18 protein-coding genes are annotated in these 24,216 nt (G+C 53.8%); 15 read left to right on the top strand and 3 right to left on the bottom strand.

The features are described from left to right. Positions 1-51: 51 nt before the first annotated feature. The 6 genes from L21SP2_RS03590 to L21SP2_RS03615 all read left to right on the top strand — a co-directional run bounded on the left by L21SP2_RS03590 (position 52) and on the right by L21SP2_RS03615 (position 8,750). A complete protein-coding gene (locus L21SP2_RS03590; RefSeq protein ID WP_024267123.1) occupies positions 52-315 on the top strand; it encodes a DUF3820 family protein in 264 nt (87 codons plus the stop codon). Positions 316-522: 207 nt separating this feature from the next. Then, positions 523-3,705, top strand: coding sequence for a FlgD immunoglobulin-like domain containing protein (locus L21SP2_RS03595; RefSeq protein WP_024267125.1), 3,183 nt, complete (start codon positions 523-525; stop codon positions 3,703-3,705). Positions 3,706-3,839: 134 nt separating this feature from the next. After that, positions 3,840-4,412 (top strand): DJ-1 family glyoxalase III, encoded by a 573-nt coding sequence (locus L21SP2_RS03600; RefSeq protein WP_024267126.1) that lies wholly within the window; start codon positions 3,840-3,842, stop codon positions 4,410-4,412. Positions 4,413-4,669: 257 nt separating this feature from the next. Further along, on the top strand, positions 4,670-6,598 hold the full coding sequence (locus L21SP2_RS03605) for a hypothetical protein (RefSeq protein WP_024267127.1): 1,929 nt from the start codon (positions 4,670-4,672) through the stop codon (positions 6,596-6,598). Positions 6,599-6,702: 104 nt separating this feature from the next. After that, positions 6,703-8,202, top strand: coding sequence for a methyl-accepting chemotaxis protein (locus L21SP2_RS03610; RefSeq protein ID WP_144082911.1), 1,500 nt, complete (start codon positions 6,703-6,705; stop codon positions 8,200-8,202). Positions 8,203-8,252: 50 nt separating this feature from the next. Further along, on the top strand, positions 8,253-8,750 hold the full coding sequence (locus L21SP2_RS03615; RefSeq protein WP_024267129.1) for a bacteriohemerythrin: 498 nt from the start codon (positions 8,253-8,255) through the stop codon (positions 8,748-8,750). Here L21SP2_RS03615 and mgtE read toward each other — a convergent pair. Both mgtE and murB read right to left on the bottom strand, forming a co-directional pair. After that, a complete protein-coding gene (gene mgtE, locus L21SP2_RS03620; protein ID WP_024267130.1) occupies positions 8,722-10,065 on the bottom strand; it encodes a magnesium transporter in 1,344 nt (447 codons plus the stop codon). The two genes, L21SP2_RS03615 and mgtE, sit on opposite strands and share 29 nt — an antisense overlap. Before the next feature lie 35 nt (positions 10,066-10,100). Beyond that, on the bottom strand, positions 10,101-11,024 hold the full coding sequence (gene murB / locus L21SP2_RS03625; protein ID WP_024267131.1) for a UDP-N-acetylmuramate dehydrogenase: 924 nt from the start codon (positions 11,022-11,024) through the stop codon (positions 10,101-10,103). Between the two features lie 71 nt (positions 11,025-11,095). On the opposite strand from murB, the gene cysS reads away from it, so the two are divergent. The 6 genes from cysS to glyA all read left to right on the top strand — a co-directional run bounded on the left by cysS (position 11,096) and on the right by glyA (position 17,797). Beyond that, positions 11,096-12,520 (top strand): cysteine--tRNA ligase, encoded by a 1,425-nt coding sequence (gene cysS / locus L21SP2_RS03630; protein WP_024267132.1) that lies wholly within the window; start codon positions 11,096-11,098, stop codon positions 12,518-12,520. 24 nt (positions 12,521-12,544) lie between these two features. Continuing rightward, on the top strand, positions 12,545-13,072 hold the full coding sequence (locus tag L21SP2_RS03635; RefSeq protein WP_024267133.1) for an RNA polymerase sigma factor: 528 nt from the start codon (positions 12,545-12,547) through the stop codon (positions 13,070-13,072). Continuing rightward, on the top strand, positions 13,062-14,000 hold the full coding sequence (locus tag L21SP2_RS03640; RefSeq protein ID WP_024267134.1) for a hypothetical protein: 939 nt from the start codon (positions 13,062-13,064) through the stop codon (positions 13,998-14,000). Before L21SP2_RS03635 ends, L21SP2_RS03640 begins: the two co-directional genes overlap by 11 nt. After that, positions 13,997-14,632: a hypothetical protein gene (locus tag L21SP2_RS16800; RefSeq protein WP_024267135.1), complete on the top strand. Its 636-nt coding sequence runs from the start codon at positions 13,997-13,999 to the stop codon at positions 14,630-14,632. Before L21SP2_RS03640 ends, L21SP2_RS16800 begins: the two co-directional genes overlap by 4 nt. A gap of 11 nt (positions 14,633-14,643) precedes the next feature. After that, entirely contained in the window at positions 14,644-16,452 is a 1,809-nt protein-coding gene (locus L21SP2_RS18820) for a hypothetical protein (protein WP_024267136.1), read from the top strand. A 67-nt stretch (positions 16,453-16,519) separates the two neighbouring features. Further along, entirely contained in the window at positions 16,520-17,797 is a 1,278-nt protein-coding gene (gene glyA, locus L21SP2_RS03655; RefSeq protein ID WP_280113279.1) for a serine hydroxymethyltransferase, read from the top strand. Between the two features lie 130 nt (positions 17,798-17,927). Here the strand turns inward: glyA and L21SP2_RS03660 are convergent, their stop codons facing one another. Then, positions 17,928-18,965, bottom strand: coding sequence for an oxidoreductase (locus tag L21SP2_RS03660; protein ID WP_024267138.1), 1,038 nt, complete (start codon positions 18,963-18,965; stop codon positions 17,928-17,930). Between the two features lie 205 nt (positions 18,966-19,170). On the opposite strand from L21SP2_RS03660, the gene L21SP2_RS03665 reads away from it, so the two are divergent. The 3 genes from L21SP2_RS03665 to L21SP2_RS03675 all read left to right on the top strand — a co-directional run bounded on the left by L21SP2_RS03665 (position 19,171) and on the right by L21SP2_RS03675 (position 24,118). Then, a complete protein-coding gene (locus L21SP2_RS03665) occupies positions 19,171-20,400 on the top strand; it encodes a Crp/Fnr family transcriptional regulator (protein ID WP_041401119.1) in 1,230 nt (409 codons plus the stop codon). 85 nt (positions 20,401-20,485) lie between these two features. Beyond that, positions 20,486-21,313 (top strand): TrkA C-terminal domain-containing protein, encoded by an 828-nt coding sequence (locus L21SP2_RS03670; RefSeq protein ID WP_024267141.1) that lies wholly within the window; start codon positions 20,486-20,488, stop codon positions 21,311-21,313. A 123-nt stretch (positions 21,314-21,436) separates the two neighbouring features. Next, the gene (locus L21SP2_RS03675) at positions 21,437-24,118 is read left to right on the top strand and encodes a valine--tRNA ligase (RefSeq protein WP_024267142.1); all 2,682 of its coding nucleotides are present in this window, start codon (positions 21,437-21,439) and stop codon (positions 24,116-24,118) included. The last annotated feature ends 98 nt before the right edge of the window (positions 24,119-24,216 follow it).

Here is a 24,216-nt window from a genome sequence, read left to right on the forward strand (position 1 = left end):
TGAGGATGGAACTCCGCAGATCAGTATCGGCGGAGCACGAGGAGTGGGGCCATGGAAGAACGGCAGGCTGAGGACGGTGAGCAGATTCTCCTTGAAATAGCCAATACCCAAATGCCCTTCGGACGCTACGCAGGACGTTATCTTGTGGATCTTCCCGAAGCCTATGTACTCTGGTTCAGGGAAAAGGGATTTCCCGGGGGACGACTGGGGGTGCTTATGGAGAATTTGCTTGAAATTAAAGTCAACGGCCTGGAGAAGATGGTCCGGCCCCTCTGCAGGGATGCAGCATACCGGCGCAGACGGTTCCCGGGGTGATTTCCGGTTCATTCCGGTATCTTGTATCCCATTCCATTGTTTCTCAAAATGATGAAATTTGCAATTTATCCCGGTTTTTATCGAGATTTCAGGTAAAATCTCCCAAAGACCGGACATATGGTGCTATATTTTAGGAAGGCGGATTCGGAAATCATCGATTTTTGATTCGCCCGTTCCCAAGCGGAGGAGTATTTAGGAGTGATCTATATGAAACGTATACTGAGTGTTGTATTTTTGATGCTGATAGTTTCCGCATCAGTTTTTGCAGGAGGAGGACAGGAGGTTGAAACGGAAATTTTTCTCAGCCAGCCTCCCCGGTACATCAGTCCCGGCAATCCGGAAACAGGTAAGGATACTCTTCAAATAGAGAACATCCAGATTACCATTCAGGATAATGCCGCCATCCAGCGCTATGAACTGCGCATCTACAACAAGCGCGGTGAGGTGATCTATTCGGTTGCCGAAGAGAACCTGGAAGGACGGGGCTTCGTAGGCGAACTGCTCAACGTGGGAGAAATCCCCTCGGTGGCAGTTCCCCAGAGCCTGATCTGGGACGGTACCGATAACGAGGGTAACACCGTTCCCGACGGAGAGTATTTTTATCAGCTGTATGTCAGGGATTCCTTCGATAAGCTTGCTTCAACCGCCCCCCTTTCGGTGGTTGTGGACACCCGCCCGCCGGAAATTGTTGAGCTTGAACCGGAAATTCTCATTTTTTCACCCAACAATGACGGTAAGCGGGACAGCATCAGCTTCGATATTCAGACCGGAACCGCAGAACGATGGGACCTGGAGGTTCTTGACTCATCGGGAGAAACGGTAATCAGCCGGACCCGGGCATCCGAGGGCGATACTGCAGCCAGCGATCTTCTGGCCCCTTCTGAATTCAGCTGGGACGGCAACGATCCTTCGGGAACCCGCCAGAGCGAAGGGGAGTACGAGTTCAGGCTTACCGGAACCGACCGGGCGGGAAACAGCGTGGAAGAGAGCATTGAGTTTATTCTCAGCTATGCGGCTGCCAATGTGGAAATGAGCATAGCCGGTGAAAACCCCTATTTTTCCCGATTTGAGCGGGAGGCTCTGGATTTTGTTATCAGCATTAATGAAACCGACGGCATGGCCAGCTGGAAGCTTGAGATAGAGGATGAGGAAGGCATTGTATACCGCCGTTTTGTCGGAGATTCTTCCAATGTCCCCGACAGAATATCATTTGACGGAACCGGAAACCCCGGAAGACCGGAAGCCGGATCCGTTCCCCTGGAGGACGGAACCTATGAGGCGGTGTTTTCCGTATCGTATGAAAACGGCAATCTGTCCAAATCGGAAGCGGTGGATGTCATCATGGACAGCACGGCTCCTGAAGCCACTCTCTCAGCCGACTCAGCCCCCGAAGGCAGAGAGCTTGGTAATCCCATATATTTCGGGGGAGAAGCCAAACCGTATCTGGCAATCGACGCCCAGTATGAAGAAGGCGTGGAGTGGGAGCTGGTTCTTGAAGATGCCGAGGAGAACCAGACGGTCGTGGCCCTTGAGGAAGTGCTGAACGCCGGAATCGAATTTCCCCTGAACTGGGACGGAACCAATCCCTTGACAGGTAACGAAATCCCCGACGGTAACTATCAGCTCTATTTGAGAGCAACCGATCAGGCAGGAAACCAGGGACTCTCGGATGTGGCCCGTTTTATTAAAGACACCACCAGCCGGGCTGCCACATCGATTCAATTGTCCGGAACCGTTCTTGCTCCCGGCGGAGATGCGGGCTACGAAGTTGTGAGAATAACGCCCCAGGTTCCCGTCACAGAGGGAATCGAGTATTTCGTTCTCACCATTGTCAACAGCGAAGATGGGCGGCCCTATTTTACCCGTCAGGTAAGGGAAGTAATTCCCTACATCGAATGGGCCGGCGTACGGAACAACAATCAGCCGGTGCCCGACGGCGAATACTTTGTCGAAATGAATATTATGTATCTCAATGGTGATAATCCTTTTGTACGCAGCGATGAGGCCATTGAAGTGGGCAGAGACCGTCCGGAGGTTACCGCAGATGTGGACCGGAGACTCTTCACTCCCAACGATGACGGAGATCGGGATACCATCTCAATCACCCAGGAATCCAGCGAACAGGATCTCTGGACCGGTACCTTCACCAACGAGGACGGTGAAGTTGTGAAAACCCTCACATGGGAAGGTGAGGTTGAAGATTTTGTCTGGGACGGAACCGGTGAAGACGGAGAAGTGCTCCCCGACGGATTTTACACCTACACGGTGAGCGCCGAGAACAAGTTCGGCAACATCGGCAGCGCAAAGCTGGTGAATCTGCGCATCGATAATCTCAGCGCAACCATCAGCATCAAAGCAGACGAAGAAGTGTTCAGTCCCAACGGCGATGATTACAAAGACGTTGTGACCCTGCTTCCCTCGGTTGCAATACCCGAAAATCTCCGGGCATGGGAAATCAAGCTCACCACCCAGGACGGACTTATCAACAAAACCTTCCGGGGCGGAAGCAATCTTCCCGAAGAGATCGTCTGGGACGGGGAGAACGATGCTCGAAACGTACAGGACGGTGAATACACGGTTACCTTCTTTGTGGAATACAAAAACGGGAACTACACCCAGCGGGAAGCGGATGAAACGGTAATACTCGTTACCAATCCCCCCCAGGGATACGTAAACCTGGACGATAACGTGTTGTTCAGCCCAGACGGTGACGGAAATAACGACACGGTTACCATCGGTCTGGATGCCAGAGCTGCGGACCGGCCTATCAGCGGCTGGGATGTGGAAATCCTGGATCCCTACGGAAACAGTTTCAAGACCTGGGAGGGAGAAGGTCTTCCCCCGGAACAGCTGGAATGGAACGGAATCGGCGATAACGGCGAGTTGGTGCAGTCAGCCGCCGACTATACGGTAGTCTTCACTCTGGAAGACAATCTGAAAAACACCGGAATTGCCACCGATGTAATACCCGTCGATATTCTGGTAATCGCCGAAGGAGATCAGTACAGAATCAACATTCCGTCCATCTACTTTGCAGGATACACCGCCGACCTCTTCGATGTGGCCGCAGGGGAACAGGAGCGGAATTTTGAGACCCTGCGCAGACTTGAATCCATTCTGAACAAGTACGGAGAGTACGATATCACCATTGAGGGTCATGCAGTTCAGCTTCTCAGCGGAGCTGCAGCGGAGCGTGAGCAGAGGGAAACTCTTATTCCCCTGAGCCGGCAAAGGGCTTTGGAAGTAAAACAGGCCCTGGCCATCCTCGGTGTTGAATGGGAACGAATGGAGATCAGAGGTGTGGGCGGTGCCGATCCGGTGGTGCCTCACAGCGATCTGGATAACCGCTGGAAAAACCGGAGAGTAGAATTTATTCTCGACAGGGAATAGGCGGCTCGTATCCAGTGTAGCAACAGGAAATATCAGGGGCTGTCTGAGCATTGTTCAGGCAGCCCCGTTTTTTATTCGGGCAGGTTTGAATTCCCGTCCCCATTCATATTAGGCTATACACAGGGAGGAGCACTATGAGTAAAAAAGCGTATCTGTTTCTTGCAGATGGATTTGAAGAGGTTGAAGCTCTCACCCAGGTGGATTTTCTCCGCCGCAGCGGAATAGATGTGACAACAGTCGGCGTGGGAAAAGCCCCGGGAGAACTGGTATCCGGCGGACACGGTATTGATGTACGCCCGGATATGTATATGGAACAGCTGGATGCCGACGCTTCGGATTACGATGCGCTGATCTGTCCCGGCGGAATGCCCGGTGCGGCAAATCTGGCGGCGGATCAAAAGCTTCGCAGCATGCTGGTCAAAGGCAATAACGACGGAAAGCTGATGTGCGGAATTTGTGCTGCACCCGCAGTGGTATTCGGCAATACCGCTGCGGACATTCTTGGCACCCGTAAGTTCACCTGCTACCCCGGCTTTGAGGAGCGCACCGATGCAACCCATCTTACCCGGCAGCGGGTGGAGACCGACGGCAATCTAATCACATCCATGGGCCCGGGCACCGCAGCGGAGTTTGCCGTTGCCATTATCCGGCGGCTCACCGACGACAACACCGCAGATACCATCCACAGCTCAACCATCCAGAAATAGGAATATCCCCCGGAAGGGTGCTCTCCCTCCGGGGATCTAACAGAATCCCGCCGTTCTTTCAGAAAATATCACTCAGACTCAATCACTGAAACGCTTTTTCCGGTATATGGCATGTGAAATCTCTGCATATGCATGGTCCGGGGCATATCCCGATGCCCGGTTCCGGGTGTAATAGAAGACCGCCGGTACCGCGATCCGTGAAGGCCCGGGGAATAACCGTCCATGTTTACCTGCAATCCCTCATAAGGAAGCGGGTTTTGGTTCTGATTTTCTGGGCGCTGCTTCCCGGGGCTGTGAGCGGCCAGGAAGGGCCCATCCAGCAAGGAGCTCTTCAGCAGGAAGCCATCCAGGGGGACGCCATCCAGGGGGACGCCATCCAGCAGGAAGACGGACAGAACCCGGGGCTGAAGCCCGGACCCGTCAATAGCAGCATTGAGACCAGGCTGTGGCCGGGTGACAGCGGCTTGTCCTATACCGGGGTGAAAGGATTGTCCGGTTTGGGGGCTGAGGGGCTGGAGCTGGGATGGATGGTTCTTCTTATTCCCGATGATTCTCTGTGGTCCGCCGGGGATCCGGCGGCGGATGAGGCGGGGCCTGACGAGCTCCCCGGGGGGTGGACGGTTTTGGGGGGCAGGGGAGGTACCGGCCCGGCGCTTACTTCGGCAGTTGAGCTCAGCTTCACCCCGGGCAGAAACTCCGCAGTGGAAGGCGGCTCCGTGGTTACCGCCGGACTGGCTGCAGGGATGCATCGTCCGGGGAACCTTCTGCTGGGAATCGCATCCCCCTTCTCTTCCTCCGGCGGACGCCCTACTGCTTCACCTCTGAAAAAACCTGCCGGATGGGCGTATCTCAGCTCCGACGGGCGGCTTCACGGTATTCCTCTTATCTGGTCCGGCCTTCAGTGGGGGAAGAAACGGGATGCTCAGCCTGGGGCTCAGCCGTTTGCCCAGCCTTTCTACCATGCAATGAAGCATCCGATAAAGCAGCCGATAAAGCAGCCGATAAAGCAGCCCCTTGGACTGCCGGTAAAACAGCCCGTTCAAAGGCCGGTGAAGAAACCGCATACCAGATCAATTGAACTGGATTTACAGACAGCAGTGTCCCCGGATCTGGATCTCGGGATCTGTTCATTGATCTTCCAATCAGAAAGCCCGTATTCAGGGTTCTATGCCGCACCCGCCGTACTTGCAGCCCGCCGGAAGTGGACGCCGGGAAGTAAAGATGAAGAGCAGCTCAGCGGTACGCTGCTGTGGAGGCCCGGTGATATATTACTGATAAACTGGGCACTGTTCACCGGCTGGAAAGCAGTGCGGGTTCCCCGGAACGCCGGAAAATCCTCATCTTCAGTATCGGAGATCTCGGAGGAGCTGGATCTGTGTCTGGGCATGCAGCAGCTGAAATGGACTGAAGCCTGCGGTGTTTCCTCTCCGCCTTCGCCCTGGCTGAGAAGCCGGTGGGATCTGGATATTCTCTATCCCGTCGGGGTGGAAATTTCCCTTGAATTGGAGGGCAGCTTCAATTTCCGGGAGCTGATGTCCCTTGATGCGGAGGGCCGCTCATGCCAGAGAATTCTCCCGTTCTGGAAAATCAGGGGAATCACAGGGCTTACGATGGGGGAAATGGTTCAGCTGGGTTCGGACCTGATATGGACAGGAAAGCCGGGAGAGAAAGCTCTGGCAGAATTGCAGAGTCTGACGGCGGATGTGGATACCCATGCTTTCAGCTGCGGGGGGAAGTGGGAAAAACCCGGAGAACCCAGCACCGGCACTCTGGACCTGTACGCCGGCTTGGCGCTGCACCGCCACTGGCGCATCCGTTGTGAGCTTGGATTCACATCAGCTGAAGACGAAGCCTTGTATCCGGGGTCTTTCAGTGCTGCGCTGTCATTTCCGGATACCCGTTCCCCTCCGCCGTTCAGGCTCAAGCTTGAGGCAGGGGTGAAGCACGATTCTCCGGGCACTCCCCCTTCCCCCTTTTCCATGATTCTTGACGGATCCGTCACCGGGGGGTGGCGTGTGCGTCACCGGGATTCAGATATGAACATTGAATTGAAGCTTTCCCTTCCGCCTGATCTGTATGCGGACCGGCTGATGTATGGTTTTGGTCTCCGGGAAAATCCCGAGTTGAGGATATCCCCCCGAATTGATCTCAGTATAAAGCTGGATACTGGTACCGCCGGGGATTGAGAATAGAGATATTGGTGCTTGAAAAATCCCGGCTTTCTATCGATGATGACGGTAATAGAAAAACATGTTCTGCGCCTTTTGCGGAGCCTTTGGAGCTTACTGATATGACAATTCTGGTTCTCGTTCTTATTGCAGCCCTGGTGGTCGAATCCCTCTGTCTGCTGGTGGTGTTTCGAATGCTTCGCCGGGGACCCGGCGCTATTCTGGAACTGGCGGAAAGCTACCGGCAGGGAAGGGTGGAAGACACGGTACGGACTCTGTCCAAAGGCCGTGCCGGAAAACACATTCGGAAAGTGGGCGAGATTTTTCAGGCCACCCGTAGTTTCTTCCGGGATATTCAACTGGCGGTGCAAAAGAGCGAACGATCGGGTACCCGGCTGAGCAGAAACATCCAGAAAACCCTCAAATCCGCAGCTGAGGTGGTACGCACCGCCGGGGATACGGCGGGTATCGCCAGCAAGCTCTCCATGGAGGTGAGCAACGGATCCGCTGCGGTTGAACAGATTGACGCCACCATCGGCAGCCTGAAGGAACAGCTCATCCACCAGGATGCCAACATTCAGCAGGTGGCAAATTCCTTTCAGCATATCAACGACCGGATACGGGAAATTTCAGACATCTCCTCCCGTCGAAGCGAGCACATCAAGGATCTGGTTTCCGTTACCGCCCGGGGTAGTGAAAAGATTCAGGATACGGATGAGGAGATCAGCTCAATAGAACTGAAGATCAACGATGTTATGGAACTGATCACCGTCATCAACGACATCGCATCCACCACCAATCTGCTTTCCATGAACGCAGCCATCGAAGCCGCACATGCCGGGGAAGCGGGGCGGGGCTTCGCGGTTGTGGCTGAAGAAATCAGGAAGCTGGCGGAATCCACTGCGGAAAATGCCGGGTCCATCGGCGAAACGCTGGCTGGGTTGGGAGAGCAGATTAAACGGGCATCCCGGCTGAGCGAAGAAAGCGGACGGGCGTTTGTGGATATCGAAAACGGAGTAAATGAGATCAGCCATGCTCTGGAGGATATTAATCATCAGACCAGTGAGGTGTTCAGCAACACCCAGGAAGTGGTGGGAGTCACCACTGATCTCCAGAATATCAGCAGAAACACCACCCTGAGCATGGATGAGATGACCTACGCCTCCCGGGAAATCACCACCATTCTTGAAAATTCAAATGATGTGGCCTATGGCCTGGATGAGAGCATGTCCCGGCTTGACGGCAATGCCCGGGAAATCAACCTGGGGATGACAAAAATCTCCTCCAGCTTTCTGGATTTCAATAAAACCTACGGCGGCATCATTTCCCGGCTCCGCCGCTTCGAATATTCCGGGCTGGCGAATGCTTCCGGAAAGCAAACCCGGGAAGATGAGACCCTGAAACGGCTGGAGTTTTCCAATCTCATCCTCTCCCATATCAATCTGACAGCTCAATGCAGGGCCGTCATAGACGGAACCATGGACCCATCCGGGTTATCGCTGGAAGATCCCCGGGGTGTGACCTGGGCAGATGGCTGGATGATGAGCAGTCAGGATCTGATCTTTCGTTCCATAAGAAGCAGCTGCTGGTTGAGCATCACCGGAAATTCCATGACCAGGTAGGGGAGATCCTCGCCGCAGCAGCCCGGGGGGATTTCCGGGAGGCCAACGGATTGTTCAGTCAGCTGAACCGCAGCTCCGGGGAAATTGTACAGATTCTCATGACAATCGGATATGATCAGTATGTGAGCTGGACGCCGGAACTTTCCGTATCGGTGGAAGAATTTGACAGCCAGCACCAGGTGCTCATCGGACTCATCCAGAAGCTGTACGGGGCAATGGAAAACGGCGAGGGCGATGGGGTATCCACCCAGATTGTGAAGGAGCTGATCGATTACACTGATTATCACTTTGCAGTGGAAGAAGAGAACTTCCGCATATACGGCTATCCGGATGCAGAGGCCCACATCGCTGAACACCAAACCCTGCTGAAAAAGGCCCGGGAGCTGTACCAGGGGCTGGAACAGGGCAGAACGGTTCTCAGCAATGAGATTCTGGATTTCCTTCAGGACTGGGTAATGAACCATATTATGAAGACCGACGTAAAATACGCCGGTTTTTTCAACAACCGGAAGATTCAGATCAGAGACCGAGCAGCATCTTCGCGGTGAAGGTGTAAATGCTCAATCCGGTGACATCGATAACCGTGGACATCAGGGGCGCTGCAATAACCGTGGGGTCCCAACCAAGTTTATGAATCAGCAGAGGCGCCACCGCACCGATAATGGTTGAGAACAGCACCACAAATATCAGACTCAACCCGATCACCAGCCCCTCATACCAGGCGATTCCCGGAGGGAGGTATACCGAGCGGAGGATGATTACTCCCCCCAGTATCACCCCCATGAACACCCCCACCAGGAATTCCTTCAGCACAACCTTGCCGATATCCGCAAAATCCACATGACCCATGGCGATTCCCCGGATCATCAGGGTGGAGCTCTGGGTGCCGCTGTTTCCCCCGGTCTGGGTTATAACAGGAATAAAGAGCACCAGAAATGCTGCTGCCGAGAGAATGTCGTCGGTGAGGGCCAGCACGTTGGTGGTGATGGTTCCGGTAAGAAGAAGCAGGATGAGCCAGGGAATGCGCTTTTTCAGGAGACGGAAGATGCCGGTTTCCAGGTAGATATCAGAGGAACCGTCCATGGCTCCCATTTTGTAGATATCTTCAGTCTGCTCTTCGCGGATTACATCGATGACGTCGTCAAAGGTGATTATTCCCAAAAGGCGGTTATAGCGGTCGGTTACCGGCAGGGCGATGAAGTCGTAATCTTCCAGAATCCGGGCCACCTCTTCCTGGTCCGTGTCTTCCTGAACGGAGATCACATTGGTGCTCATTTTGCTTCCGATCACTTCCGAGTTGTTGGAGAACAGGATTTCCCGCAGAGAGATTACCCCCTGAATTCTCTGGAGCTGATCAACCACGTAGACATAATATATGGTTTCAATGTCATCCACACCCTGGCGGATGAAGTGGATGGCTTGTTCCACGGTGATATTTGAGCGCAGGGCGATATATCTGGGGGTCATCAGTCCGGCGGCATCGTCGCTGTCGAACTTCAGCAGGAACTGGGTCTCCCTTCTTGCTTCTTCGCTGAGACTCTTCCAAACGGAACTGCGTACATCATGGCTCACCGCCTGGATTATGTCCGCAAGGTCATCCGGTTCAATTTCATCCAGAAGTTCCCGGATTTTTTCAAGGGAGAGGCTTTTCAAAAGCCATTCCTGCTCCGCCTCCGAGAGGTGGGTAATCAGTTCAACCTTCTGATCCAGCTGGAGGAGCAGGAAGATCTCCATGGCCTCGTCTTCCCCCATTTCCTGCCAGAGATCCAGCATTTCGCTGAGGGAAAGGTGGTTCAGTTCCTCCCTGAGAAGGTCCCGGTGCATGAGATCCAGATGTTCACGGATGTTGTCGATGTTGCTCATGAACTCCCCCTGTTCTCCTGCGGTTTTCTGTCATCCTAATCCCATTCGCCCACTTTGAGAACCTCGGGCTCCAGCAAAAACCCCAGCTCCTGTTCGACCCGGCTTTGCACCCGGTCTATGATCTCGGCGATATCCGAGGCACGGGCATTTCCCGTATTAATAATGATATTGGCGTGCTGATCGGAAATTTTGGCACCGCCCACCTGAAGACCTCTCATATTCAGGCTGTCGATCAGCTTTCCCGACGGTGCGCCGAATGAGCGGTTGTTTTTGAATACGCTTCCGGCGCAGGGCGCGGCAAAATGCCCCTTGTTTCGCCGGTCATCTTCCAGTTCTTTCATCCGCTTCCACAGCCCGTTTCCGCTGCCTGGTGTGAGCCGGTATGCACTTTCCAGGATAATCCATGGGCGGACCTGAAAGGGGGTTTTCTTGTAAGCAAAATCTCCGTAGCTGGTGGTAACCCCGGGAATCAGGCGCTGTACGCCCTGATCCGGCCGGTCTCCGTCTATATAATCCACCCATTCCAGAATTTCCGATATTTCGCCGCCGTAGCACCGGGCGTTCATCCAGACTGCCCCTCCGGTGCTTCCCGGCATTGCGTAGATGAAATCCAGGCCCTCCAGATTGTGATCCGCGGCAAAGGCTGCAGCATCACTGATCCGGGATCCGGGTCCGGCTATCAGCAGCTCTCCGTCCAGACGGATGTCATTCATGGCGGAGGTTGCAATAACCAGTCCCCGAACGCCCTTATCGGAGACCAGTATGTTTGCGCCGCCGCCGAGAATCATCCAGGGGATCCGGTTCTGCCGGGCCCAGCGGATGAGCAGGAGCAGGTCCTGCTGATTCCCGGGAAAGGCCAGAATATCCGCCGGTCCGCCCACCTGAAATGTGGTGAAATCCTTCAGATTCCGGTTAAACTCCAGCGTTCCGCTCATGTTGATATTTTTTATGCTATGCAATATTGTTGTATCCACGTCGCAAGTATACCTGTGGGGAGAAAATTACAGAAGTGTCTGGCAAAAAAACTATAATGAATCTGTACAATACGGCATCCCGTTCCAAAGAACCTCTGGAAGTTTCAAATAACCTGGTGAAAATGTATGCCTGCGGACCCACCGTGTACAATTACGCCCATATCGGCAACCTGAAAACCTACATCGTCGAAGATCTGCTCCGCCGCAGCCTGAAATTTCTGGGCTACCAGGTGAAACACGTGATGAATATTACCGATGTGGGGCATCTCACAGACGACAACGACCACGGCGAAGACAAAATGGTGAAAAGCGCCCGGGAACAGCAGAAAAGCGTCTGGGACATCGCCGACCACTACACCCGTGCATTCATGGAAGACAGCCGTCTGCTCAATATTGAAGAGCCCGAGGTGATCTGCAAGGCCACCGACCACATCGGCGATATGATCGGCATGGTGGAAACCCTTGAAGAGAAGGGCTATGCATACCGTGCCGAAGGAAATGTATATTTCGATATCGAAAAATTCCCCGACTACGGAAAAATGGCGAAAATCAAACTGGATGATCAGCAGGCCGGAGCCCGGGTTGCCCTGGACAGCGGCAAACACAATCCCCACGACTTCGCCCTGTGGTTCACCCGTTCAAAATTCGAGAACCAGGCCATGCTCTGGGAGAGCCCCTGGGGAAAAGGGTATCCGGGCTGGCATATAGAATGTTCCGCCATGAGCAGGAAATATCTGGGAGATCAGTTTGATATTCACTGCGGGGGAACCGACCATATTCCGGTACACCACACCAACGAGATCGCCCAGAGCGAAGCCGCCAGCGGCAAAAGCCCCTGGGTGCGGTTCTGGTTTCACAGTGCATTTCTGCTTTTCGACAACTCCAAGATGAGTAAATCCAAAGGGACCTTTCTGACTCTGGGAAAACTGCAGGAACTGGGATACGATCCCCTGGATTACCGCTTCTTCGTCCTCGGTGCAAACTACCGCACCCAGCTGAATTTCAGCGATGAGTCCATGACCGCAGCACAGACCGCCCGTCACAAACTGATGGATAAAATCGGCGAACTTCCCCCCTGGGATGAATCCTATGCCGGAGCTCCGGCAATGGAACGCCTGGATGCTCCCGCCGCGGAAATCTACGGCGCCTTCCGGGATGCACTTGCCGATGATCTGAACACTCCGAAAGCCCTTGCCCAGCTCTGGGGTCTGCTGAAGGAACCGAATATTCCCCAGGTTCAGAAGCTCACCGTACTTCATGAAATGGACAGGGTACTGGGACTGGACCTTACCCGGGCTGCAGGAGCACATGCAGCAGAGGAGCCGCTGGATGATCGCATTCAGCAGCTCATAGAAGAACGCCGGGAGGCGCGCAGTGCCAGGAATTTCGCCAGGGCCGATGAAATACGGGATCAGCTGGCCGAAGAAGGTATCACACTTATTGATTCCCCTGAGGGAACAACATGGAAGAAAAATCTGTAACGATATACCAGGACCCATTGTTTAATGAATTGGAGCAAAGAACGCAGACAACTGTTCAACGATGTGTATGAGGAAACATTCCCCATACTCATCCGCATCACCTACCGTATCACCAATGATATGGAGGCTGCAGAAGAACTCTGTCATGACGCCTACATCAAATTATACGAACGGCTCGACCAGCTTCCCGATCAGGCTCAGTCCAAATACTGGCTGATCAGGGTTGCCAAGAATATGGCCTTGAATTACGCCAAACGGAAGGGCCGCGAGCGGAAAGCGTATGAACGGGTGCTGTATGAGCCCAAACGCAAAACAGAATCCGGCGAGGATTTGGTGTTGAAGCAGGAGGCCTATGAGGCCGTTCAGGATGCCCTGGGCAAGATTCCTGAAAAATTCCGTGCGGTTCTGGTTCTAAAGGAATATGCAGGCTTGAGTTATCGAGAAATTGCCAAAATTCTGGACATTACCGAAGCAAACGTGAAGGTCCGGGCATTCCGGGCCCGGGAAAAGATGGCGGCTCTCTTGGATGAGGAGGGTATACATGTCCCTTAATGACGATCTGTTAATGGAAATTCTTGACGATGAGATCCCCGAAGAGTACCGGGACTCAATTGTGGAACAGGTGGCTGAAACACCCCGCCTGAATACCAGACTCAAACGCTACCGGAAGGTTCAGCAGCTCATGCATCTCCGGGATCATGAACTTGAGAATGAGATAGAACTCAGCCGTGACAGACTGAAAAAACGGATTAACCGGAACCTGGATGCAGCTGAACAAGGAAGCCGCAGACCTCACATGCTGCTGGATGAAGGCCCAAGGATCAAGCATAATGATGCCCTGCCTCACTCCGGCGCGCCTTCCCGGGAAGCTGCCGGAGAGATCCGGAATACCCGCCGGCAGAATATTTTTCATCGCTGGATCCGCATACCCGCTCCCGCCGCTGCAGCTGCCCTGGTCATTTTTGCAGCCGTAGTTGCGTTCAACTTCCTGTCTCCCGGAGGAAATTCCGAAACACAAATGGCCTCTGCACAGGATGATCAGTTTTTCCATATGAATCTGGATAACTATTCGGAATTTTCCGAAGTGGATCCCAATCTGGTAAATCTCCTTTCGGTGGGCAGTCAGCAGAAGGAAACCGTTCCCCCGGGACCCAGGGCGTCAAACGGCGGCAGTACGGAAGCGGGCGACCAGGACAGTCAACAGGGCATAAACCTTCAGATAAATGTACGGGATGTGGAACAGCTTCTCAGACTTCTTGAAGGCACCCGAAACCTCAACGGAAACATCAGTGAGCTCACCATTCAGCTGCCGGAAATTTCCGAACTGGATCTGCTGGGTGAATCCCGGCTGATGCGGGCAGATCCTTCCAGAACCCGGCAGTCTGCCGATTCCCCAGCTGCCGCCGATGCCGGGGAAGAAAACGAAGGTACGGATGACCCCCGGGAATCGATCCCTGACGCCCAAGGGGAGGCTCAATGATTACAGCGCTGCTTCGCTCCCGGATGTTATTTATTTCCATAGTTCTCATGGCTGCCTCAGTCGCACAGATGACGGCCCAGCAGGGTGACGCAACAGCGGAAAGCAGCGGGAACGGGAGCACCGGCAGTGCCCAGGTTCAAACCCGGCCTTCGGATAGTAACGGCAGCAATGCTCTTCCCAGGGATCCCAACGAGATCCTCCGGGAACTGGAAAACGATGTTCTCAGAGTGTACATCCAGGCCAGAATTCTGGGCAGCGGTGAGGATTCCTCCGGGGTGATCTGGAATATGGAAATGGATGAGCTCACGGTACCCGGAAGGGGAGTGAAGGTGCGCCTGAATGGACAGAACCTTGTGGTTGAAGTGGAGTTCACCCCCTATCGCCAGGAAAATGAGACCATCATGCTGGTTGCCCAGGGACAAACCTGGGTGCAGAACAGCAGTGAAGATAAACTTCGCTATCAGACAAGTTTGAAAAGCATTCCTGTGGATACCGGCGAACCTGTGGTGTTTTATCCTCTGGGGGTGGATACCTCCAACGGAAGTTCGGTTAATCTTGAACTTGAAATAACTGTGAGCAACTATCGTCTTTCCGGGGGTCAGACCGAAGACTCCGGTGAATCTGCAGACTGACGGAACATGCAATGAAATCCTCCCGAAAAAAGCTTCTTGTATTCAGCGGCATCGCCGCAGTGTTAATACTCTTCGCCGTAAATCTCTTTTTCTTCCTCCGGAAACCCCATCTGGTGTCCATCGATCCCTATCAGGCGCGATCAGGTGATATTGTCGTTCTTTCCGGGCGCTTTCTGGGACGTCCGGATCCGGGGAATTCCCTGAATGTGGGAGGCCAAAGGATTACATCATCCTACATTCTGGAGTGGGAACGGGACCGAATCAGTTTCCGAATTCCCGAGGGGCTCTCTTCAGGTGATGTAATCGTCGAGCTTCCCCAGGGCAGAAGCAATCCTCTTCTGTTCACCAACGTCGACAGCATTCCCGTCCCTGCCGATTCCCGGGACGAGCCGGAGCTCCAGGCGGCTCTCGCCGAAGAAGCTGATGAAAGCCTGTGGCTGGTGTCTGTACGGGGGATCGATTTCGGAGAACTTCGCTCAGCCCGCTGGTTCTGGGATGATACGCCATTACCCCGTTCCCGGATAGTTTTTATCAGGGAAGGGGAAGAGGAGAGCAGGTTTCCGTCAGCCGGACAGAACGCCCGTACGGAAGCTCATGTGGTGGGAATTCATTTGCCTGTGTATGAATACTTTCCATCATTCCTTCCGGAAGATGAAGACGGGGAGGGGGTGAGCACCCAGGAGATTCGCCGCTCGTTAATGGAAATTCAGAACGAAGTGTCCCGGCGTCTCAGCTTTGCCCTGGACTCCCGGTTCTCCTCGGCCCGGGAAGGGCAGCCGGGGGGGGAGACACAGCCGGATAATTCTGTAAGCCTTTTTCAGATCAGAAAGGGAAACAGCTTGTGGGAAAACCTTTTGTATTCCCGAAGGGAAAATCTTCCCGATAATTCTTCCGGGGATGATATTCCCCTGTATTCCCTGAGTCTTTCCATAGATATCCCGCAGCCGACAGCGAACGAATCACCTTCGGGACATCAGCCGGGGGCTCCAGAGTATATTCTCACCCTTCCGCTTCCGGAAATAACCAATCCCGGGTATGAGCTCCGCGGAAATTTCCGGGGTTACCTCCAGGCGCTGCCTTCTCCGGAACAGATTCCTGCATTCAGACTTCTTCCCGGTTCAATGAGTGAACGCCGGAATGAGGGCAATCTGACTCTTCAGGTGTATGGCCGCCCTCTGCAGCCTGCAGCCCCCCCGCCGGGACTTTTATACGGTTCGGATGATTTCTCCCAGGCCGGGGTGTTCCGCCCGGTGTATGAAGACTACCTGGCAGTTTCAGGCCAGCCGCTGCTGGATCCTGATCTGAGGCAGGAGCTGCAGGCCTCGATTGCCGCCCGGCAGGGGGCTCTGCCCCTGGCCCGCGGCATGTATGAGTGGATTTCCCTCCAGGATATATCAGGCATAGAAGGTATCGGGATATTCATCGATGAACTGCGAAGGTTGGGAATCCCCGCCCGGGAGCGTTGGGGCTATGTACGGAGGCCTGAGGCAAGCGGCGAAATTGACCCCGGTGAAGGCTTCAACTCAAGTACACAGCGGCCGGGACGGGATGCAGCTGCAGTCGGGCCGGGCAGGGCCTCTGCTTCTGATGCACCGGTTCGGTCAGGAGGTTTTTCGGTAACTTCCTGGGCGGAGTTCTTCCTTCCCCGCTGGGGATGGGTTCCGGTGTACCGGGAATCCCTGGAGAATGACGCCCCCTTTGCCTCCACAGCTGCCGAGTATCTTCCGGTTCCCCTGGATCAGCCCTTTCCCCGTCTGGAGACCATCAACCCGGGGAAGGCTCCTGCACGGCTGGCAACCAGACTCATTGACCGCCATTGACCCCCGCAGGGGTTTTGACATATTCTCAGTAAAACCCACCCTGAATCTGGAGGTCCTCTTGTCCCGAATTGAAGCTTTTGATCCCGAATTATACGAAGTTATTCAGAAAGAAACCCGGCGTCAGCTTGAAAAAATCGAACTGATAGCCAGTGAGAATTTCACTTCCCAGGCCGTACTGGAAGCCGCAGGCAGCGTATTAACCGATAAATATGCCGAAGGATATCCGGGGAAACGCTATTACGGCGGGTGTGAATATGTTGATATGGCGGAGGACCTTGCCCGGGACCGGGTGAAAAAACTCTACAATGCCGATCACGCAAACGTGCAGCCCCATTCGGGAAGCAGCGCAAACATGGCCGTGTACATGACCCTCCTGAAGCCCGGAGACACCATTCTGGGGATGGATCTGGCCCACGGCGGGCACCTTACCCACGGTGCCAGCGTGAACTTCTCCGGTCAGCTCTATAATATCATCAGTTACGGCGTATCCAAAGAAAGCGAACAGCTGGATTACGACGAGATCCGGAAACTTGCCGAAACCCATAAACCGAAACTGATCATCGCCGGGGCATCCGCATATCCCCGGATAATCGATTTCAAGCGCTTCCGGGAAATTGCCGATTCAGTCGGTGCATTCTTTGTAACAGATATGGCTCATATAGCGGGACTGGTCGCTGCAGGGCTGCATCCCACACCTCTGCCCCATGCCCACTTCACCACAACCACCACCCACAAAACCCTCCGGGGACCCCGTGGCGGACTGATCCTCATCGGAAAGGACGGGGAAAACAGCCTGGGAGTTGTTGCGCCCAAGAGCGGCAGAACCAAAAACTGGAGCGAACTGGTGGACTCGGCGGTAATGCCGGGAATTCAGGGCGGGCCGCTTATGCACGTCATTGCAGCCAAGGCCGTGGCATTCAAGGAAGCCCTGGAACCGGAATTCAAAACCTATCAGCAGCAGATACTGGACAATGCCAAGGCACTGGCATCCCACTTCGCCGAGAACGGTATCCGGGTGGTATCCGGAGGCACGGAAAATCATCTCATGCTTTTGGATCTCACCGACCTGGGAATCAGCGGTAAAGAGGGAGAGAAAATGCTGGATGCGGCAAATATCACCGTGAATAAAAATGGGATCCCCTTTGATACCCGAAGTCCCCTGGTAACCAGCGGTATCCGGGTGGGTACTCCTGCGGTAACCAGCCGGGGCATGAAGGAAGATGATGTACGGCAGGTGGGAGACTTCATCATGGAAGTGCTCAAGAGCAAGGGCGATGAGAAGGTGATTTCCAAAGTTGCCGGGGAAGTGAAAACGTTCACCTCCAAATTTCCCAGAAGAAGCTGACCCCTCCCCCTCCCCGCACACACCGGGGGGGAGAATGAAAAACGGGATGCCAAATACCTATTCGGCATCCCGTTTTTGTATGGTCAATGGGTTTTACCCCGGTGATTTGTAACCGCAGGGAGGGCTGTGGCTATTTCACCTTCAATCTTTTGCCTTGTTGGGAACTTTTTTTGGCCAGCTCAATAATTTTCATTACTTCCGCAGCTTCTCCCGCATCAACGGGGGGTTCGGAAGTTCCCTGTATGGCCGATGCAAGAGTGGAGTAAAAATTCTGATATCTTCCCCGGGCGGTGGGGATTACCAGGGGCGTGCTTCCCTCCGGTGCGGGATAATAGCTGCCGAAATGCTCATCCGCCTCCTCCCCGAAGCTGCCGTCGGTGAATGGCTTCCCGGCTTTGAGCTGATCCTCCTGGGGATCAAGATGATACTTGATATAGCTTCCGTTATCGCCGTGGACGGCAAAGCGGGGAACCGGAGCGTTTACCAGCACCGAAATATGCAGTTCCGCCCGGAATTTGCTGTATCCAAGGAGAATGTGCACAAAATCATCGGTCTCAGCCCCCTCTCTCTGGCGTGCGATATCGGCCTGTACCCATAACGGACTTCCGAAGAGGTGGATCATCTGATCAATCAGATGGGAGCCCAAATCGTAGAGCAAACCTGAGCCCGGTACGTCTTTCTCTCTCCAGCGGTCCCGGACATTGGGCCGAAAGCGGTCATAGTGGCTCTCCACATGACTGAGATTGCCGAATTTACCCTGTTCCAGCAGTTCCCTGATGGTCAGAATATCTCCATCCCATCTGCGGTTATGAAATACGGTGAGAATTCGCTGTGATTTTGCCGCAATTTTCAGCAGATTCAGGGACTCCCGGTGGGTAATGGTGAAGGGCTTTTCCACCACCACATGTTTGCCGGCTTCCAGAGCCTTTTTTGCCAGGGGGAAATGGCTTTCGTTGGGCGATGTGATGATTATCAGCTCAATTTCCCCGTCATTGATCAGTGCTTCAGGGCCGCTGTAGCAGGTGAGCCCCGGCTGTTCCTCTGCAAGGATCTCCTTTTTACGTGTGGAAATGCCAGTGACGTGAAATTCTTCCATGTTCAGGATAAACGGCAGATGAAATGTCTTTGCAGACATGCCGTACCCGATAATTCCTGTGCGAATTGCCATACAACCTCCGGATAATGCGGTATAATAATCTCAGGGAGATGTGGAATGGTCAAGGATTCTGCGGGCAGATTGACGCAGGCTTTTCTCATCCCCTATACTATTTCTATGCGAGCCGTCCGGTTTTCACCCGCAGGGACGGTTCTCACGAATAAATGTAAACTTTGAACCTGGATGAGTTGCGGGACTGCCAGGCCTGGGACGGATTATGAGCAACCCACTTCAGTTATCAATGGTCTCCTTCAAGCAGGGCGCATATATCATTGTTGAAGGCAAGCAGAACGCCAACCAGTTTTTTATTATTCGCTCAGGGAAGGTCCGGCTCAGCAAAGAGGTTGAGATCGTTGCCGAAGAAGGGGGGAATGTACTCACCCCCGGCGATTTTTTCGGCGTAGTTTCCACCATGAGCAGCCACAGTCACATTGAAACCGCTCAGGCGGTGACTGACGTTAACCTTATTTCAGTCAGCCGGGACAACTACGGACTGCTGATAGAAAAAAACACCCCTGTTGCCATGAAGATCATCGAGTCTTTTTCCCGGCGGATGCGCTATCTGGATGAAGCCCTTACCCGTCTCACCCAGCAAAGTGTTGACGGTCAGGCCGGGCAGGATCATCTGTTTGAAGTTGCCGAATACTATGTTAAGCAGAATCAGTACAATCAGGCGTATTTTGCCTACCATCAATATCTCCGCTTTAATCCCCAGGGACCCAAGATTGATCAGGCAAAAGAACGGATGGCGAAGATCAAGCCCTACCAGAAGGCGGTGTACCTGAATGAGGATGAGCAGGAGTTTAACCGTCTCTATCCCAAGGACACCATGATTTTCACCGAAAACATGCCGGGACAGCAGCTGTACATTATTCAGAAGGGGCAGGTGAAGATCACCAAGATCATGAACGATAACGAGGTGCTTCTGGCGGTGCTGAAACCCGGAGACATATTCGGAGAGATGAGCCTGCTGGAGCATAAACCCAGATCGGCTTCGGCAATCGCCCATGAAGAATCGGTGCTGCTGGCGGTGAACCGGGAAAATTTCACCACCATGGTGAAATCCCAGCCCCAGATCATCAGCAAAATCACCACCCTCATGTCTGAACGAATCTGGTTTATCTACAAACAGCTTGCCAATACCCTGCTGGATAATCCGGTGGGTAAACTCTACGATGCTCTGCTGATCCAGCTGGAGAAAAACCGTGTGGAAGTCCGGGCCGGGGAAGCCTATTCCTTCGATTTCGGAACCAAGGAACTGATTCACATGGTCGGCCTGAATCAGCTGGAGGGAAATAAAGCCGTCGCCGAGCTTCTGAAAAATAAACGCTTCAAGGCTATGGACAATAAGATCTATTGTGCCGATATTGATGAGATCAAGAAACAGGCGGAGTATTACCGGAAAATGCAGCGCATCGCCAGAAAGCGTGAAAAATCCGGACGGTAATTCTCCCGGATACTCATCTCAGGGCACTGTAACGACGGATTCCACCATCGTTTAGGGCCCGGAAAAACGGGCGGGACTGGTATAGATGGCAGCGGCGATTTCTTTTCTCATCATTCTTATTATCTCTCTTATTATTGTGAAAATTGCAGCCATTATGCTGCGCCTCACCGGGCTTTCAGATGACATGGCGAAATTCCAGGCCCGCAGTGCCTTCACCGGTACCGGGTTTACCACCACAGAATCGGAATCCATTGCCAAACATCCGGTGCGGCGGAGAATCATTCAGAACCTCATGCTGCTTGGTAATGTGGGGATCGTTTCCTTCATGTCCACGCTTATTCTCACCTTTACGTCGTTCACCGACCAGAGAGATATTCTGGTGAAATCGGGCATTCTGGGGGGCGGCGTGCTCGTGCTTGTTATTATCAGCAGGACGGGAATTGTGGACTGGATGCTCTCGGGTATTATTAAAAGCTTCCAGAAGCGGTTCACCCGGGTCTACGCCAAAGACTACGATAATCTTCTCTTCCTGGAAGGGGATTATGAGGTTGTTAAATTCCAGCTGAAGGCCGATTCCTGGCTGGTAAACAGAAGCATGCAGGAACTGCGTCTCATCGATGAAGGAATTCTGGTGCTGGGTGTGCGGAGAGACGACGGATACTATGTAGCCGCGCCCCGGGGGGAAACCCATCTGTACACCGGCGACGAGATCATCATCTACGGCAGGGAGGAAGCCCTGAAGGATCTCTCTGTAAGGGTTTCGGGAGATGCCGGCGACCGTGAGCACCATATTATGGTTGAGCAGCAGCGCAAGCGTGAGGGCAGGGGACCGGAAAAGCTCAGAGCTTCCCGGCGGGCTGCCGAAGCGGTACGAAAATCAAAAGGCGTATTCGGAAAAATGTTCCGCCGGTAGCCTTCCGACGCCGTATCAATCCGACTATCCGTATCATTATTGAAGAGCAGGTATTCTTCTGCTATAAATATGAGCACAAAAACAGACCATGAAGCTATGAGATCCATTCAGGAGTGAACAGAGATGAAGGCAATTGAGCTTGCAAAAGCGTATGATCCCCGGGAATTCGAAGGACGGCTGTATGAAATGTGGCAGTCAGGTGGCCATTTTTCGCCGCGTAAACCTGAGCCCGGAGAAGAACCCTTCGTCATCGTCATTCCTCCCCCCAACGTTACCGGTGTGCTCCATCTTGGACACGGGCTGAACAACAGTCTCCAGGATATTCTCATCCGTTACCACCGCATGAAGGGAAAACCGGCCCTCTGGGTTCCGGGAACCGATCATGCGGGGATTGCCACCCAGAACGTGGTGGAGAAACGTCTCAGAGAAAAAGGCACAAGCCGCCAGGAACTGGGCAGGGAAAAATTTGTTGAAGAGACCTGGAAGGTGAAGCACGAGCATCACAAAGTGATCACCGAGCAGCTGAAAAAGATCGGTTCATCCTGCGACTGGGACCGGGAACGCTTCACCCTGGACGAGGGCTTGAGCGATGCGGTTCAGGAAGTGTTTGTTGAGCTGTATAACCGCGGGCTGATCTACAAGGGCACGTATCTCGTGAACTGGTCTGTGGGAGTGCAGTCCGCCCTCAGCGACGATGAGGTGGAATTCAAGGAAGTGAACGGCTTCTTTTATCACATCACCTATCCCCTTTCCGACGGAAACGGCCAGGTACAGATTGCCACCACCCGTCCCGAAACCCTGCTGGGCGACTCTGCTCTGGCGGTGCATCCCGAAGATGAGCGCTACAGACACCTGATCGGAAAAACCGCGAAGCTGCCCCTTACAGACAGGGAGATCCCCATTATTGCCGACAGCTATGTGGACCCGGAATTCGGAACCGGTGTGGTGAAGATCACCCCCGCCCACGATTTTAACGACTATGAGGTGGGCAAACGTCACGGTCTGGAAGAAATCAATATTATGAACCCCGACGGGACACTGAACGACCGCGTACCCTCAGCCTACCGGGGCATGAGCATGCAGGAAGCCCGGAAAGCGGTGGTCAAAGATCTGGAAGCCGCCGGCCTGTTCATTGAAAAGGAACCCCACCGCCATCAGGTGGGCCATTGCTACCGCACCAATACCGTGATCGAACCGTATTTGAGCACCCAGTGGTTTGTCCGCATGGAATCCATGGCCCAAAAGGCCCTGAAAGCCTGGGAAGAAGAGAAAATCCGGTTTTATCCACGGAAATGGGAAAACACCTATAAATCCTGGCTTACCAACATCCGGGACTGGTGCATCAGCCGGCAGCTCTGGTGGGGCCACAGAATCCCCGCTTGGTACGACGAGGAAAGCGGTGAAATGGTGGTATCCCGCAGCGATCCCGCTGACAGTCCCGAGTATGCCGGAAGGAAATTCCGCCAGGATGAAGATGTTCTGGACACCTGGTTTTCCAGCTGGCTCTGGCCCTTTTCGGTGATGGGGTGGCCGGAGAAGACCGAGGATCTGAAGGATTTCTTCCCCACCACCAGTCTGGTGAGCGGTTACGATATTATCTTCTTCTGGATTGCCAGAATGATTATGGCCAGCCTGGAATTTCTGGATGAGGTACCCTTCCGGGATATCTACATCACCGGCCTTGTTCGGGATAAAAAGGGCCGGAAAATGTCCAAAAGCCTGGGCAACGGGATTGATCCCATAGAAATTGTGGATGAATACGGAGCCGACGCCCTGCGCTTTACTCTGGCCTTCCTGGCAACCCAGGGGCAGGATATCCTTCTGGATAAAGATACCTTCTCCATGGGAAGCCGTTTCGCAAACAAAATCTGGAATGCCAGCCGCTATCTGCTGATGAACCTGGAAGGACGGAACCTCATACCGGTGCAGGAAATTGCCCGCGGGGATCATGGAGGGCTGAACGATCTGGATAAGTGGATTCTCCATCGTCTGAATGCCGCTTCCCGGAAAGCACAAAGCGGCATGGAATCCTACCGTTTCAACGATGCAACCGGCGCGGTGTACGAGTTTTTCTGGAACGAGTTCTGCGACTGGTATATTGAAGCCTCCAAGCTCAGCCTGTACTCCGATGATGAGGGGGAAAAAGACCGGGCCATCTCCCTTCTCATATATCTGCTGGAAGAGGGGCTGAAGCTTCTTCATCCCTTCCTGCCGTATGTGACCGAGGAGATCTTCCAGAAGCTTCCTTCACGGCAAGATGGCGACGCCCTCATCTCCACGGCTTATCCGGAAAACGAGGAGTGGCGGCAGTTCCCCCGGGAAGCCCGTGCATTCGAGGATCTTCAGGAACTGGTCCGGCTGGTTCGCACCCTCCGGTCGGAGTTCACCATTCCCCCCAAGACGGAGATCAGTTTTGCAGTCCAGTTTGAGGAGCATTTTCCCAACCGGGAGTACATGATCTCCCACGAAGAACTGATCCGGAATCTCACCACGGCCTCCCGCCTCACCTGGGTTCCCGCAGGAGAGAAGGGCGAGCGCAGCGCATCCCTGGCGGTGGTGGGCAACGGATTTGAAGCCTATGTGTACATCCGGGATCTCATCGATATCGATGCGGCTCTGAAACGCCTTGAGAAAAATATCACCAAGGAAAGCAAGGCCCTTGAGCAGACCGAACGGAAACTGAGCAATGAAGGCTTCCTGCAGAAAGCCAGCGCCGAAATCGTGGAGAAGGAACGGCAGAAACGGGAAGAGATGAGCCGGAAGATTGAAAAAATGCGGGGATATATCGAGGATCTCAAGCGCTGAGTGCCGGGTCTGCCCCAAATTCCGGATATAATTTGACACATCTGTAAAAGTCCCCCTACAATATGTCAATTATTGAATGTAGCCCGCCTGTATCTGTG

Source organism: Salinispira pacifica (assembly GCF_000507245.1).
Taxonomy (GTDB): Bacteria; Spirochaetota; Spirochaetia; order DSM-27196; family Salinispiraceae; genus Salinispira; species Salinispira pacifica.

Bases quoted from the DNA above. Each gene is read 5' to 3' on its own strand.
- L21SP2_RS03590 (WP_024267123.1), top strand. From the start codon at position 52: ATGGAAGAACGGCAGGCTGAGGACGGTGAGCAGATTCTCCTTGAAATA.
- L21SP2_RS03595 (WP_024267125.1), top strand. From the start codon at position 523: ATGAAACGTATACTGAGTGTTGTATTTTTGATGCTGATAGTTTCCGCA.
- L21SP2_RS03600 (WP_024267126.1), top strand. From the start codon at position 3,840: ATGAGTAAAAAAGCGTATCTGTTTCTTGCAGATGGATTTGAAGAGGTT.
- L21SP2_RS03610 (WP_144082911.1), top strand. From the start codon at position 6,703: ATGACAATTCTGGTTCTCGTTCTTATTGCAGCCCTGGTGGTCGAATCC.
- mgtE (WP_024267130.1), bottom strand. From the start codon at position 10,065: ATGAGCAACATCGACAACATCCGTGAACATCTGGATCTCATGCACCGG.
- cysS (WP_024267132.1), top strand. From the start codon at position 11,096: ATGAATCTGTACAATACGGCATCCCGTTCCAAAGAACCTCTGGAAGTT.
- L21SP2_RS03635 (WP_024267133.1), top strand. From the start codon at position 12,545: ATGAATTGGAGCAAAGAACGCAGACAACTGTTCAACGATGTGTATGAG.
- L21SP2_RS03640 (WP_024267134.1), top strand. From the start codon at position 13,062: ATGTCCCTTAATGACGATCTGTTAATGGAAATTCTTGACGATGAGATC.
- L21SP2_RS16800 (WP_024267135.1), top strand. From the start codon at position 13,997: ATGATTACAGCGCTGCTTCGCTCCCGGATGTTATTTATTTCCATAGTT.
- L21SP2_RS18820 (WP_024267136.1), top strand. From the start codon at position 14,644: ATGAAATCCTCCCGAAAAAAGCTTCTTGTATTCAGCGGCATCGCCGCA.
- L21SP2_RS03660 (WP_024267138.1), bottom strand. From the start codon at position 18,965: ATGGCAATTCGCACAGGAATTATCGGGTACGGCATGTCTGCAAAGACA.
- L21SP2_RS03665 (WP_041401119.1), top strand. From the start codon at position 19,171: ATGAGCAACCCACTTCAGTTATCAATGGTCTCCTTCAAGCAGGGCGCA.
- L21SP2_RS03670 (WP_024267141.1), top strand. From the start codon at position 20,486: ATGGCAGCGGCGATTTCTTTTCTCATCATTCTTATTATCTCTCTTATT.
- L21SP2_RS03675 (WP_024267142.1), top strand. From the start codon at position 21,437: ATGAAGGCAATTGAGCTTGCAAAAGCGTATGATCCCCGGGAATTCGAA.